Raw genomic sequence first — 13,650 nt, 5'->3', positions numbered from 1 at the left:
TTTACAAACCAATATTGATACCAAACAAAATGGTACGCGGCTGAGGCGGCGTGTAGAAGTCGTTACCAATGGCAAAATTGCTGGTAAAACTATCGGCGCTTACTTCAGGATCCCAACCTTTATAATTGGTAAAAGTGGCTAAGTTCATCCCCGAAACATACAATTTAACTTTGTCTAATTTCACGCGATTGACGAGGCTCGTTGGCAGAGTGTAGCTTAATGTGGCCGTACGAAGGCGTAAATAAGAACCTGAGAAAATGTAGCGACTTGATGCTTGATTTCCGTTGCCGCGCAGATAACGTGCCTCTGGTACGTCGGTGTTACGATTTTCGGGGGTCCAAGCGTTCAATTGGTCTCTGGTTTGGTTATCCTCGTAAATACCATTGGCTGACGAATACTGACCTACCCCATAGAAGTTAACTTGGTTGCCGTACACTCCGTTGAAGAATACGCTTAAATCAAAACCCTTGTAAGAGAATGAGTTGGTAATACCTCCGATAAATTTCGGGTTGGGATTTCCTACCACTACCCGTTGCGCAGAGTTATATCCAGCGTTGGTTACGGTTGTTCTATCAACAGAGCCATCGGTACCTGTGGTATTTTTGTAAAACAACGCATCACCGTTATCAGGATTTACGCCCGCATATTCAACCGTGTAAAACACCCCGATAGGCTGTCCTTCTACCACGCGGTTCATGTTACGAATTCCTCCTTCAATGACTTGCCCTTGAATATCAGTTACTTTGTTTTTATTGTTGGCCCAGTTGAATGAAGTATTCCACTTAAATTTACCCACAAAGTTTTGTGTATTTACCACAAATTCAAAGCCCTTATTTTCCAACTTACCCACGTTGCGCACTTGGCTCAAGAAACCAGTGGTCGCAGGAATGTTTACGTTCAACAACAAACCAGAGGTATTTTTAACGTAGTAATCAATTTCACCATTGATACGGTTGTTAAGGAAACCAAAGTCAATACCAAAGTCAGTTTGATAGGTCGTTTCCCATCTCAAATCAGGGTTCCCGATTTGTGACGGCCGCTGACCTGCTGCTCCTGCATATCCTGCATCACCCGTAAAGAGACCCAGTTGTGGGAAGTTCCCAATTTCTGAGTTACCCGTTCCACCGTAACTGGCGCGGGCTTTCAGGAAGCTGATGACAGTGTTATTCTTTAGGAAATTCTCTTCCGACAGCACCCATCCCAACGAAACCGCAGGGAAGAAACTGTAGCGTGAATTGGCCCCAAAACGTGAGGACCCATCGATACGGGCACTGGCAGAGAGTAAGTATTTATCAGCAAATTTATAGTTGGCACGAGCAAAATAAGACAAGAAACGGAAATTTGTTTCGGTACTGCTACCGTCAGATTTGGTGGCAGCACTGGCAATCCGCTGGTAAGAGTCCGAAGGAAACTGCGTACCTTCGATGAAGTTGGTTTTGGTCTGAGATTGCTGATACGACATCCCGAGCGTAGCACTGATTCCGTGTCTGCCAAAAGTATTGTCGTACGCAAAGAAATTATTGGTATTATAGTTGGTCACAAACGTACCGTAGTTTGCACCGATACCGTTGGTAGCACGGGTTTGGTTACGAACAGTTTGGCTCTGAAAATAGCCTTCTTCCTGCTGGTTTAATAAGTCAACGCCTACCTCACTGCGAAACTTCAATCCTTTAAAAATATTGGCCTGCAAATAACCATTCGTTAGGTTACGAATAGACGTTGCCACAAATTTGGCGTAGTTGATTGAAATAATCGGGTTGTAGTACAAAGGAATGTTAATATCACCAGGAGGAGTACCAGCGGGAAGGCCTGTGGTAGGATCCAGCAAAGGCGTCAATGGCGTCAATGCCGACATCTGCAATGGATTAGAGAATGCATTGTCATCTGGCAAACGTTGGTTCTCAGTACGAGCCAAGTTCATTGTCAAACCGATAGAAAGCCAATTGTTGGCTTGATGGTCAAGGTTTAAACGCCCCGACATACGCTTCAATCGGTTGCCAATAATCGTTCCTGTCTGATCTAAGTACTGACCTGAAATAAAGAATCTTGTTTTATCATTACCGCCGCTCAATTGCAAATCGGCCTGGTGCATTGGCGCTTTTTGAAAAGCCTGTTCCTGCCAATTCACATCGGCTTGTTGAGGCGTTCCGTAGGTACCGTAGCTGTAATATTCCAGGAAGCCACCCGCGCCAAAAATGTACTGAGTAAAAGAATCTGGGTCATTTGGGTCGATATTGGCCAATTTGTCACGGTATCCAGCCGCTTGCTTGTAGAACGAAATAAACTCCGAAGAACTGAGGAAAGGCAGACGACGTGCCGCTTCGGCCGTTCCTGTTTGGTAGTTAAAAGAAATATTGGTTTTGCCTGATTTACCACGTTTGGTGGTAATCAACACTACACCATTGGCGGCACGGGCACCGTAGATTGCCCCCGCAGAAGCATCTTTCAGTACTTCGATAGACTCAATATCGTTTGGATTTATATCCGCTAAAGCGTTGGTTTCACCGCCGTAGTTACCAAAGTCTCCCGTGGTGATGGGCGTTCCGTCTACTACGTACAGCGGCTGACTGCTGGCACTGATAGAAGAGTTTCCACGAACACGCACCGTTACGGCTTGGCCTAATTTACCCGAACCTGAGTTGATAAACACCCCGGCGGCTTTTCCTTGCAAAGCGGCATCTACGGTCGGCGTAGGCATGTTTTCAATGTCTTTTCCTTTTACCTGAGCGATGTTACCCGTCAATTCGCGCTTGATTTGCGAACCAAAACCCGTTACCACAATCTCGCTCAATGTTTTGGTGTCCTGTGCTAGCTGAACATTGATCACCGAACGTCCGTTTACTTTTTCCTCCAATGGAGAAAACCCGACAAAACTGAATACCAACGTGGCATTGTCAGGAATGGAAATACGATAATTCCCTTCCGCGTCGGAGTTGGCACCGCGCGTAGTGCCTTTTACCGTAATGGAAACGCCCGGTAGCCCGGCACCGTCTTCGGATGAGGTGACTTTTCCAGTCACAACCTTGTCTTGCGCCCTTACGGCAACAAACGACAAGCATACCAGCATCCACAAGCTAATACGTAAAATGTGTCTCATGCAATTTGATTTGTTAGAGTTGATAAAATGATAAAAATGGTAAATTAGGGTAATGCATCTAAAAGCTATCAGCTCCTTCTAAGCAAAAAGCGAAGAAGGCGATTGCGGGTATACAATCGTAAAAACTACTAAAAATAGATTTTTGTTAGTTGTATCTACAAAAAAGCAAGGGGTGATTGTTTAGGTTAAGCTCCTGAGCCAATTCGGGCAGAATATAAATGATGGCTCAACAACAGAAAGTACAAATTTGCGTATTGCAACAATTCCGCAAATCACCCTTTTTGAGGGATATTTTTCCTTTCTAAATTTTGATTGGCTAAACGTTCCATTGGCTATCAGTGCAGATAACTTCAAATACCTGTACAAAGGTACTGATTGATACTTAAAAAGTCAAAACATAAAGCAGATTCAATCCCCTGAAAAAGGGGATATTGTATTGACTTCCCTCCCCCATTAAGGTTGATAAAAACACGTACTTCCGCCTACCCAAGTAAAATCTTTGTTGAATCTCACGCCAATCATTTCACCTCTGCTCAGCCGACTTAAGCTTGTCAATAGTTGTGGACGCGGGGCATTATCTTCCCAAACATAGAGCATTCTGATTTCACATTTCACCAACCCATCTGGCGCTTCAATGACGGGCTCATACGTTACTTTTCGTTGTAAAATCCAATTTTCAGGGTCAGTTACTTCCGCTATATCCTGCCGCGTGACGTGGATTTTTACGCCACTACCTGCAAAGGAGAAAAGGGGTTTCAACACGTAGTTTTCTAAATCTTCAGGAAAATCATCGCTGTATTCACTCAGAAAATGGGTATCGGGCACATAGGGGCTTTTCAAATACGGAAGCGTATATTTACTGATTCTGAAAAACCAATTGGGGTGTCCTACCCACGTCACATCAACATCATCCGTAAGGTCAAACTCGGTTTGGAGGTCGGGAAAATTGGTTAAATCATCAAAGATGAGACGATTATAGATGCGCTTGATTTCGATGGGCTGGCCGTCTTTCTCGTAAAAAAGCTGACGCCCTACTTTCTTTATTTTGGTATAACAAACGGCTTTTACGCCCAACAGGGCCTCGGTCACGGCAAAGTCAATACGGGTCTTTTGCTGCTCAGGATAAATTTCTAACAAAATCACATTTTCTGGGTTTTCATTCCCCAAAATCACCGCTTTCAGTTTAGCGATGTATTCTGCCTGATTGGAAATACCGCTGAAATAGTTGCTGAACTCGGCAGGAACAGGAAAATAATCACGGAATTTTTCGGTCACGTAGGTCTGAAATCCAAAAATAGAAGGGAAGCCCTGTAACTCAATCAATTGAGGTGTCAATTCGCCGTTTTCATCTTTACAAACGGCAAAGTCGATGGCTAAAAACGAAGCATGGTCATTTTCATGCGGGACAGCTTGCCCTGGCGGAATGGAGTGCTGGGTTTTGGCTTTATAATGAGGGCCAACGATTACATCAATAAAAGATTCTCCCGCCTCAATCAATTTGCTTTTAAGGCCTGCTGGCACAAAAACGGGGGTTTCTGCCACCCGAAACTCCAATTGGTCGGGCCAATCGGCCTGAATACCTTTGATGAATTCATCGTATTTTTCAACACTAAAAGCAGCGTTGTAAGCTTGTCGTAAGGAAGAAATCATAGGTTTATAGAGGGCGTTTACCCAAACAAAATTGCAATAAGTTGTTTTAAATAATATGAAAGCTCCAAATTTACACCAACTGCGCCCCCACCAACTGCTCCGCCGCCCGTTGAAGAAACGTCGGAATAATAGCCGCTTCGGTACGTAGGATTTTGTCGGGGTCTTGCAATGAATTGACCATATCGTTGTACTTGGCTTCGCCGTAATTGTTAATAATCAAGCTCCGTTTTTCTTCTTTTTGAAAATGACGTAACATCCCTTCTCCGTCGGCTTCGGGATGAAACTGTGTACCGAAAATCTCCCGGGAAAATCGTACCGCCATCACGGCCCGCTCCAAATGTGCCACGTGGGGGCGCTCTTTTTCGATGCAAAGCACTTTGGCTCCCATGCGTTCTAGCTCATGATAGTTTGGCTCAATCACCTGATAGTCGCGCGAATCAACGGCGAAGAATGGATCTAACAATTGCTCAAAAACGGGTTCTTTCAACCCAAATTGGGTTTTGTGCATCGGAAAAATACCAAAAGACGTTGACCGCCGCTTACATACCAGGCCAACATTCCAATGCAAACAGGCCATTTGGTACGAATGACAAATCAGCATCAGGTGCTTTTTTTGCGGATGGTGCGGTTGGCGGTTGTGTTGCCAAATTTGGTCAAGCAACATAAAAAATGGCTTTTCCCAAGGCTCACCTACTGGCACTGGGTTTCCGGGGCCGCCCGATGAAATATAAATATCGTAGCTTAAATCAGGGACTTCGCATTTTTGACGAACATCAAACACTTCATAATTGCCTTCGATTTCTTCTTGTGCCAGAAAATTCTCCACCAATGTTTTAATACAACGCATACCCTCGTTGGCATGACCGTCATACATGTCCAAAACGGCAATCTTAATGCGCTCCATGAGCTTTTCGTTAATTGTGTTGCTAAAATTAGTAAAAAAACATACCGCCACATCACTTAAAATCTTAAAAAAAGAGTTTAAAGGCTGTGGCGGTAAGGGACTTAGTCCGTTAAAACGTTCCGCAAAACTACGGAAATCTTATTACGATTTAACGATTATGTATTGAGAACGGTTCAATTGTTGCTCAAAATCTATACTTGAACCCAACGTTGCTCGCGGCTACTTTGGACAATTTTGTCGCACAATTTAAGTTCGCGAAGTCCATCGGCAAAAGTCGGATACGTCGGATTTTCGGGACGGCCGTTGCGAATGGCGGCGTAAACTTCCTTAAATAATTGCTTCGATGTATCGGGGAATCCTTCGTTGTGGCCGCCAGGAAACGTCAATAAAGGGCGCACCTCTTCGTGTACCAATGCTGGGTCACGAATCAAGGACTGATTGTATCCGTCGCGGCGACCAATCCACATTTCGTTGGGGGCTTCCGAGCACCAATTATAGGTTTGGTTAGAGCCACTGATTTCGAGTGTGGCGCGGTTTTTACGTCCAGCTGCTACTTGACTGACCGTCGCAACGCCTTTGTTGCCGTTTTCGAAACGGTACAAAATAGAAGCGTAATCTTCGGTGGTAATGGGTACTTCTTCGTAGTCTTCCGCCTGAAGTAATTTACCTGAATAAGTAGCAATGGCTTTTTTAGGCTTCATCCGGGTTTTGTGTACTGTATTAAAATCGGCCATTACTTCCGTAATGTGCAAGCCCGTGATGTATTCAATTAAATCAAACAAGTGCGAACCAATATCGGCCACCGCCCGAGAATCACCCGACTGCGACGGCTCCAAACGCCAGTTGTAGTCGGTAGGCAGAAACAACCAATCCTGAAGATAGCTTCCCTGCACCGAATATACCTCGCCTAATTCGCCTTTTTCACGCATGGTTTTCATCTGACGAATAAGCGGATAGTAGCGCAAATTGAAGTGAACAGCATTCACCAATCCCAGTTTATCCGCCAATTCTACGAGTTCTTCGGCTTCTTCGGTGTTGGTGGCCAAGGGTTTTTCACACACCACATTTTTTCCCGCCAACAATGCTTTTTTCGATTGCTCGTAGTGCAGAAAGTTGGGTGTACAGATGTGAACACACTCAATGGAATCGTCTTTCAGCAAATCATCAAATGAATCGTAGGCTTTGGGAATCCCCAGCGACTTAGCGCGGGCCTGTGCAATCTCAGCCGAAAAATCAGCAATACCTACGACTTCAACATCTGGCAAGCGACGAAGTGCTTCGATGTGCGCGGGGCCAATAAAGCCGAGCCCTACAACGGCTACTTGGGTTTTTGACATAGTATTTTTGGGTTTTGAACGTGGGTTTGAATTTGAATTTATTCTTTATCGGTGAATTATTAATTGAATTTTACAACCGTTTCAGTGCAACAACGGGGCTTTGCTGATAGCCAATACGATGGGCAACAACATACAAAGAATCACCTACGGAGGCATTGATGGGTTGCGTATATACTTTCCAGCTTGGGTCTTTCCACCGTTGTTTATAGCCAATTGAGGCTCCTTTGGTGGCGCAAGATAAAGTAATTTTAGAAAATTCAGACTGTATTTTGGGCGTTTCCGTGACGGGTGCCTGCTCTTTCCCGTTCCACCAACGGCGCACCATCTCCATTTCAGGTTCGTCAGCGGTATCACCGACTTTCTGAATCCACGTTTCGTATACTTTTCTCAATGCTTTCAGTTTCGGCTGGTATTCAGGTAGTTCGGAAAGGTTATTAAATTCATAAGGGTCTTTTTGGCAATCATACAATTCTTCCTTGGGTTTGGTCGGCCTAAACCACAAAGATTGAGCAGCATTGAGTTTTCCTTGCTCTTTCAACGCCAGTATGGCCCGCATGGAAGGCTGTTGCAAGCGGTACTGAATATTTTGATAGTAGGGCTTTTCGGGCATGTAGTTTCGAACATAGCGGTAGCGGCTGTCGCGCACGGTTCGTACGCGGTCGTATTCTGAATCCATCCGGTCGCGGGCAGCAAAGGTATACTGACGAGGTTTGGGGGCCTGCTGTTTTCCTAAAAATGCCTGCCCCTGCAAATGCGCGGGAATGGGCAAATCTGCCAACGACAAAATGGTAGGGGCCAAGTCTACAAAACTGATGAATCGGTTGTCAACAACTCCTTTTTTACTTTTTGCAAAGGGATTTTTTACAATAAACGGCACCCGTAGGCCACGGTCATAGATTTCTCGTTTTACAAAAGGTAGCCCATCGCCGTGGTCGGAATAAAAGAAAACGATGGTATTTTGATCAAGCCCGTCTTCTCGAAGCTGCGCTAGAATTTTACCCGCCTGCTGGTCCATCACCATGGCATTGGATAAATGCCGCGCCACGTCCAAACGCACTTCTGGTACATCAGGATAATACGGCGGTAAAACCACATCTTCTGGTTTTACCAATAAAGGCTCTTTGGCCCGCACCCAAACCTGCGACTCGTGCGTAACGGTAAGATTAAAAATGGCAAAGAAAGGCTGATTTTTATCCGTTCTGTTGCGCCAATGGGCTTTGTTGCTGCTTTCATCCCAAACGGTGGGGGGCGCTTGAAACTGATAATCCTCTTTAGAATTGTTGGTGCAATAGTACCCCGCCGCCCGTAGATATTCGGGGAAACATTTCACTTCTTCCGGCACAACCGCCGAATAGCCTTTAAAACCAGGAGGATAGGCATCAAGTGCCACCGCTGAGGCCGCCAAAGTGCGCATATTTTGGGTGCCGATAGACTGCTGATACATGCCCGTAATAATGGCCGAACGACTCGGAGCACATACCCCTGCGGTGGCAAAGGCATTGGTAAATCGAACCCCTTCTGCCGCTAAACGGTCAATATTCGGCGTTTTCACCAGTTTGTTTCCGTAAGCCCCCAATTGAAAACTCATGTCTTCACAAGTAATCCATAAGATGTTGGGGCGGGGCTTCGTTTGTAAAGAAACAGAATCAGGCGCAGGTTGCGGAATACGAAAAGCAAAGAATGCGGCACATACAACCACCGACAGAAAATAGGCATGTTTCATTCAAAAAAACGGTTAGAAGATGTCTCTTTTTAAGGCGCTTACTGACGTTTTTTACTGATGCCTGTTTTTAGGACATTGATAAAATTTTAATTCGTTTAATAACTTTTAACAATCTTTCGGCCTTTTCAAACCTGTAAAGACGTACTTTTGCAAATAAAGCATGTGTAAAATTGTTCTCTTCCAATCGTAAAATCAGTGCGCGTGTGGCTATAAGCCTTGTCTGGCTGACCTTTCTGGGGGTTGGCTTTGAGGCTTTTTCACAGGTATTAGCCCCCAAAAGACTATCCACTCCCGTTTTTTTAGATTCCATGAAAAGAGCCACCCCCGTGGTTCCGAAGGTCATTTCTGCCGTGGGTATCAACGCCGACAGCACCCAAACCGATTCACTCCAATCCGATAGTGATTTAAAAAGCACCGTAAAATACAGCGCCCAAGACTCAACCGTCATGGACCCAGGGCAGCAGGAAGTTCATTTGTACGGCAAAGCAAACGTCACGTACGGAGCCATCATTTTGGATGCCGACTATATCCGTCTCAACTGGAAAACCAACGAGGTATTTGCGCGAGGCAATTACGATTCAACCGCTAAAAAGTGGATTGGCCAGCCCATCTTTCAGGACAACGGCGAAAAATATGATACCAAAGAACTCCGCTATAATTTTAAAAGTAAAAAAGGGTTTATCAAAGGCATTGTAACCCAACAAGGCGACGGCAATATCCGGGGAACGACCGTCAAGAAAGACGAAGAAAACAATATGTATGTAAGGGGTTCAATTTATACCACCTGCAACCTAGCCCAGCCTCACTTTCACATTGCGGCCCGAAAAATCAAGGTTATTCCCGAAAAACAGGTCATTTCTGGACCTTTCCACTTGGTCATTGCCGATGTGCCTTTGCCCCTAGGTCTACCATTCGGTTTTTTTCCCGTTCCGAAGAAAAAAGAAATCGGCACTTCGGGTATCATTATGCCCCAATACGGCGAAGAACCCAATGGCCGGGGATATTACCTGCGCGATGGCGGCTATTACTGGGCTATCAGCGAAAAAATCAACATGAATTTTACGGGGCAAATTTACTCTAAAGGAAGTTGGGGGTTAGGAGTTGCCTCGACTTATGCCCAAAAATACCGTTACAGCGGAAGTTTCAACGCCCGCTTCAACCGCAATTTGCAGGGTAATGAGGTAAAAGCCTTGAACAGACCCCGCAATGATTTCAGCCTTACGTGGAGTCACGCACCGGTGCCGAGAGGAACCTCAAGCTTTGGCGCTTCGGTCAACATCGGAAGCAACAGCTTTAATCAATTCAATGAATTCAGCACCACGCGGTACATCCAAAACGTGGCGAGTTCGTCGGTACAGTACAACAGGCAATTTGGACAATTTGCCCGGATGGGAAGCAGCATCCGCGTCAACCAGCGGTTTCCAGACCGTTCCAAAGAAACCCGAGATTCGTTGGGACGCGTGACCAATACCGACCCTGGTGCGCTTGATGCAGGGATAGACTTCAACTTTGGAGTTAACCAAATTGCTCCTTTTGCGCTAAAAGGCGGAACAGGCGCTTGGTACGAAAGCTTCCGCTTAGGAATGGATTTTAGCGGTGGCATCAGTGCCAACAATACCAAGGTTTATGCTGATACTTCTACGGCCCGGCTGGGATTTTCGCTCTTTAACCCACCCACTGTAGTTACGCCAGAGTCAGGAGCACCCACTACCTACGCCTTAAACTCTCAGAGTTTGCCAGAGTTTATTAAGAACGGCCAACTAACTGGGCGCTTTTCGGTCCCGATTTCGTTACCCAATATCAAGTTATTCCGCTATATAAACATTACGCCTGGCATTTCATTGTCAGGAGAAACTTTTACCAAGAAGTTCAAGTACGAGTACATGGGCAACAACAAAGTGAAAGTCGATACCCTTCAAGGCTTTTACTTTGCCAATAACGTTTCGTTTAGTGCCAGCATGAACACCCGAGTATACGGCACCTTCTTTTTTCACGGCAAAAGACTGGAAGCCATACGACATACTTTGATACCTTCAGCCAGTTTCAGCTACGTTCCTGACCAGTCAAATCTTTTTGAGAGAACCGTCGTCAACCAACGCGGTGACGTAAGGTACCTGAATCGGTATCGCACCATTGGTGGTAACCTCACCACTTCTGGCACCTCGGCAGCGGGTATTTCGTGGAGTTTGAATAACTTATTTGAAGCCAAAGTGCGTCCCAAATCAGATTCAACGGGTAAGCAATTTGAAAAAAAATCCATTCTGGACAACCTCAGCCTAAATGGCTCGTATAACCTGCTGGCTGATTCGTTGAAAATGTCGGACATCAGTCTCAACGCCAATGCCCAGCTTTTCAAGAATTTGAACTTCAACTTTTCGGCCAATTTTGATCCGTATGCCTACGTCAAAGACGAACTATACGGTGCCGTAGGGAGAAAAATCAATCGCTGGACGTTTACCGAAAAGCAAGGACTGGCCCGGCTAAACAACGTCAATGTAGCCCTGAGCACTCGTTTTGCGCCCAAAGGCTCCGATAAACCCAAAAAAGCCAACACTCCAAATACCGAAGAGCAACAGCGCCTCATCAATGCCAACCCAGATGCCTACGTAGACTTCAACATTCCCTGGACGCTCAACTTAAGTTATAACTTTGGGTACTCGCGCCAAGGGCTGTCTAAAGGAACAACCATTCAAGCTTTGCGTGTCAACGGTGATTTCAGCCTTACGCCCAACTGGAAATTTGTGTTTGATACGGGCGTGGATGTCGTTGCCAAAGCTCCGTCTATCACCAATATCGGCATCACCCGCGACCTGCACTGCTGGGAAATGTCGTTTAACTGGACGCCGTTTGCGGGCTCTGGCATTCGGGCTAACAACTATTCGTTTGAAATTCGGGCTAAATCGGCACTGCTACGTGACTTAAAACTCTCCCGCCGCCGTTCGTTCTACGACCGTGGCAGTTTTTAGGAACGTTTTTGATTTAGCAACCACTGGGCCAAATGAATTTCCCGCACGTAAAGCTGTACACTGTCTGAAGATTTCTTAGCCAATTCTTTCAAGGCTCGTTTAAAATAGCCATCCAAAATAAGGGCCTGCGCTTTGGTAAATAACAATGGTAAAATTTGTCGCACCTCGCCAAGCAGACGAGTGATTTCTCGCTGATGCTGGCTAATTTGGGTTTTAACAGGTTCATTCATCAGGGCTTTGCTGGTCCGTAATCGAACCTCCTCAGGCAATACTTCTTTCATAATAGCCCTAAGTGGTCCACGTCCATAGCCACGGTCAAATTTCAGGCGGTCGGGGATGGCCAAACACAATTCAATGAGACGTTTATCATAAAAAGGATGCGCCGCTTCGTAGCCATAATGCGCGGCAATCTGTTCAAATTCTTCCGTACTTTCCACCATTCCTTCGTGGAGAATATCGAGCACTAAATGTCTCTGTTCTGGCAAAAAACCATAGTCTGTTTCGACGACAAACTTTTGTTTTTTCTTATATTTTCTAATCCAATTTAACACCCTACTAAACGGCATCGAATTCACTCCAAACGGCAACATTTTCAGCGCTTTGGTACTTTTCCATCCTTCCTTTATTAAGCGTTTCCAATCTTTATTTTTTGCTATTTTCACAAAATATCTTTGAGCATAACTCCGCACGATAAATGCGTACTTTTTTGATAATGGCCATTCAGGCCATTGTTCAAAACGATGGCTAAAATTCGCAATTTGAGCATATTGTACCATCAATTCTTTAAACTCTCCCCACTTTTGGTTTTGAAGTAGCCGCATAGGATACGATTTTCCGTACCCCACCACGCTGTCGCCGTCATGTCCTGTCAAGAGGATACGGGTCCCTTGCTTTTTTATAGCCTCTCCCGCCGCCAAATGATAGGTGGGCAAAAGCGTAAAATGGTCGGGACGGTCAAAAATAGTGACCATCTGCTGTATAGCAGCCATTAAATCACGGGTTGGGGCAATATATTCATGCTCATAAATCCCCCATTGAAGTATATGTTCGGCAAATCGTTTTTCCTCTGCTTGTTTAGAATCCCCCATGTCAAAGTGGAGTGTGTGCAGTTCTTGTCCGAGTAAGTGATGTGCCGTAGCACAAATAGAAGAAGAATCCAACCCTCCGCTCAAATGCGCACTTACGGGGTAGGACGTTTGAAGCCGGCAGCGCACTGCTTCTAAAAACGTTGTTTTGAATGCTCTAATAAATTCTTCATCGGTGCGGAGGTGGGCAAAACGCTCCAATTTTAAATCCCAACAAAAACGGGATTTCAACGCGCGTGCCTCCACGGTCAGCAAATGGGCTGGTGGCAACGAATGAATATGTTTGTAAAAAGTCTCTGCTCGGTAGGGTCTCAGGGATGAAGCCCATTCCAAATAACGGTGAATTTTATCAAAATTAAATTCTTTAGAAACCTCTGGGAGCGTTAATAAGGACTTGATTTCCGAAGCAAATGCAACAAAACCACCAGATTGATAACAGTAATACAACGGTCGTGCGGCGCAGTGGTCTCGTCCAGCAATGAGTTTTTGTCGCGGCGCATCCCATAAAACGAATGCAAAGTCTCCTATTAGGTGAAAAAGCATTTCTTCTCCCCAATGTGCGTAAGCTGCCAAAAGGAGCGTAGTATTACCCAGCCTCTCTGCTTCAGAGCAGGGTAGAGAAGGGAATAATTGAGATAGCAATTCTGCACGATTATCTATTCGAGCATCAGCTACGCACCAAACCCCATTTTCATCGACAATAGGGGATGCAAATGGGGTTATGTTTGCAGAAACATTGCGTTGTAAATGTACAAAGCCTACATTTTCGTTTTTTATTATTTCAATTCCGTCACTTCCTCGGTGCTGTATGACATGGGCCATTTTCTGAACCTCTTCCTGTACAGTCCTGCCATCAAAATAGATAATTCCACAAATACCAGACATAAC

General features: G+C 45.3%; 8 protein-coding genes. 1 reads left to right on the top strand and 7 read right to left on the bottom strand.

What is annotated here, in order from left to right:
* Position 1: 1 nt before the first annotated feature.
* The 6 genes from DR864_RS10215 to DR864_RS30185 all read right to left on the bottom strand — a co-directional run bounded on the left by DR864_RS10215 (position 2) and on the right by DR864_RS30185 (position 9,054).
* A complete protein-coding gene (locus tag DR864_RS10215; protein WP_114066868.1) occupies positions 2–3,097 on the bottom strand; it encodes a SusC/RagA family TonB-linked outer membrane protein in 3,096 nt (1,031 codons plus the stop codon).
* A gap of 453 nt (positions 3,098–3,550) precedes the next feature.
* Positions 3,551–4,747 carry a hypothetical protein gene (locus DR864_RS10210; RefSeq protein ID WP_114066867.1) on the bottom strand — a complete coding sequence of 399 codons (1,197 nt, stop codon included), beginning with the start codon at positions 4,745–4,747 and terminating at the stop codon, positions 3,551–3,553.
* Positions 4,748–4,817: 70 nt separating this feature from the next.
* Positions 4,818–5,651 carry a type 1 glutamine amidotransferase gene (locus DR864_RS10205; RefSeq protein ID WP_114066866.1) on the bottom strand — a complete coding sequence of 278 codons (834 nt, stop codon included), beginning with the start codon at positions 5,649–5,651 and terminating at the stop codon, positions 4,818–4,820.
* A 191-nt stretch (positions 5,652–5,842) separates the two neighbouring features.
* Positions 5,843–6,988 (bottom strand): Gfo/Idh/MocA family protein, encoded by a 1,146-nt coding sequence (locus DR864_RS10200; protein ID WP_114066865.1) that lies wholly within the window; start codon positions 6,986–6,988, stop codon positions 5,843–5,845.
* A 70-nt stretch (positions 6,989–7,058) separates the two neighbouring features.
* The gene (locus DR864_RS10195; RefSeq protein WP_114066864.1) at positions 7,059–8,711 is read right to left on the bottom strand and encodes a sulfatase family protein; all 1,653 of its coding nucleotides are present in this window, start codon (positions 8,709–8,711) and stop codon (positions 7,059–7,061) included.
* A gap of 67 nt (positions 8,712–8,778) precedes the next feature.
* Entirely contained in the window at positions 8,779–9,054 is a 276-nt protein-coding gene (locus tag DR864_RS30185; RefSeq protein WP_229599559.1) for a hypothetical protein, read from the bottom strand.
* Here DR864_RS30185 and DR864_RS10190 point away from each other — a divergent pair.
* Complete coding sequence (locus DR864_RS10190) at positions 9,020–11,677, top strand: putative LPS assembly protein LptD (protein ID WP_229599558.1); 2,658 nt, start codon at positions 9,020–9,022, stop codon at positions 11,675–11,677. The genes DR864_RS30185 and DR864_RS10190 overlap by 35 nt on opposite strands.
* On the opposite strand, the gene DR864_RS10185 is transcribed toward DR864_RS10190, so the two are convergent.
* Positions 11,674–13,647, bottom strand: coding sequence for an asparagine synthase-related protein (locus tag DR864_RS10185; RefSeq protein ID WP_114066862.1), 1,974 nt, complete (start codon positions 13,645–13,647; stop codon positions 11,674–11,676). The two genes, DR864_RS10190 and DR864_RS10185, sit on opposite strands and share 4 nt — an antisense overlap.
* Positions 13,648–13,650: the final 3 nt, after the last annotated feature.

It is taken from the genome of Runella rosea, assembly GCF_003325355.1.
GTDB lineage: Bacteria > Bacteroidota > Bacteroidia > Cytophagales > Spirosomataceae > Runella > Runella rosea.
This window is presented reverse-complemented; position numbering and strand designations above follow the sequence as displayed.

Excerpts from the sequence above, each read along its gene's own strand:
- DR864_RS30185 (WP_229599559.1), bottom strand. The coding sequence starts at position 9,054 with ATGACCTTCGGAACCACGGGGGTGGCTCTTTTCATGGAATCTAAAAAA.
- DR864_RS10195 (WP_114066864.1), bottom strand. The coding sequence starts at position 8,711 with ATGAAACATGCCTATTTTCTGTCGGTGGTTGTATGTGCCGCATTCTTT.
- DR864_RS10210 (WP_114066867.1), bottom strand. The coding sequence starts at position 4,747 with ATGATTTCTTCCTTACGACAAGCTTACAACGCTGCTTTTAGTGTTGAA.
- DR864_RS10215 (WP_114066868.1), bottom strand. The coding sequence starts at position 3,097 with ATGAGACACATTTTACGTATTAGCTTGTGGATGCTGGTATGCTTGTCG.
- DR864_RS10205 (WP_114066866.1), bottom strand. The coding sequence starts at position 5,651 with ATGGAGCGCATTAAGATTGCCGTTTTGGACATGTATGACGGTCATGCC.
- DR864_RS10190 (WP_229599558.1), top strand. The coding sequence starts at position 9,020 with ATGAAAAGAGCCACCCCCGTGGTTCCGAAGGTCATTTCTGCCGTGGGT.
- DR864_RS10185 (WP_114066862.1), bottom strand. The coding sequence starts at position 13,647 with ATGTCTGGTATTTGTGGAATTATCTATTTTGATGGCAGGACTGTACAG.
- DR864_RS10200 (WP_114066865.1), bottom strand. The coding sequence starts at position 6,988 with ATGTCAAAAACCCAAGTAGCCGTTGTAGGGCTCGGCTTTATTGGCCCC.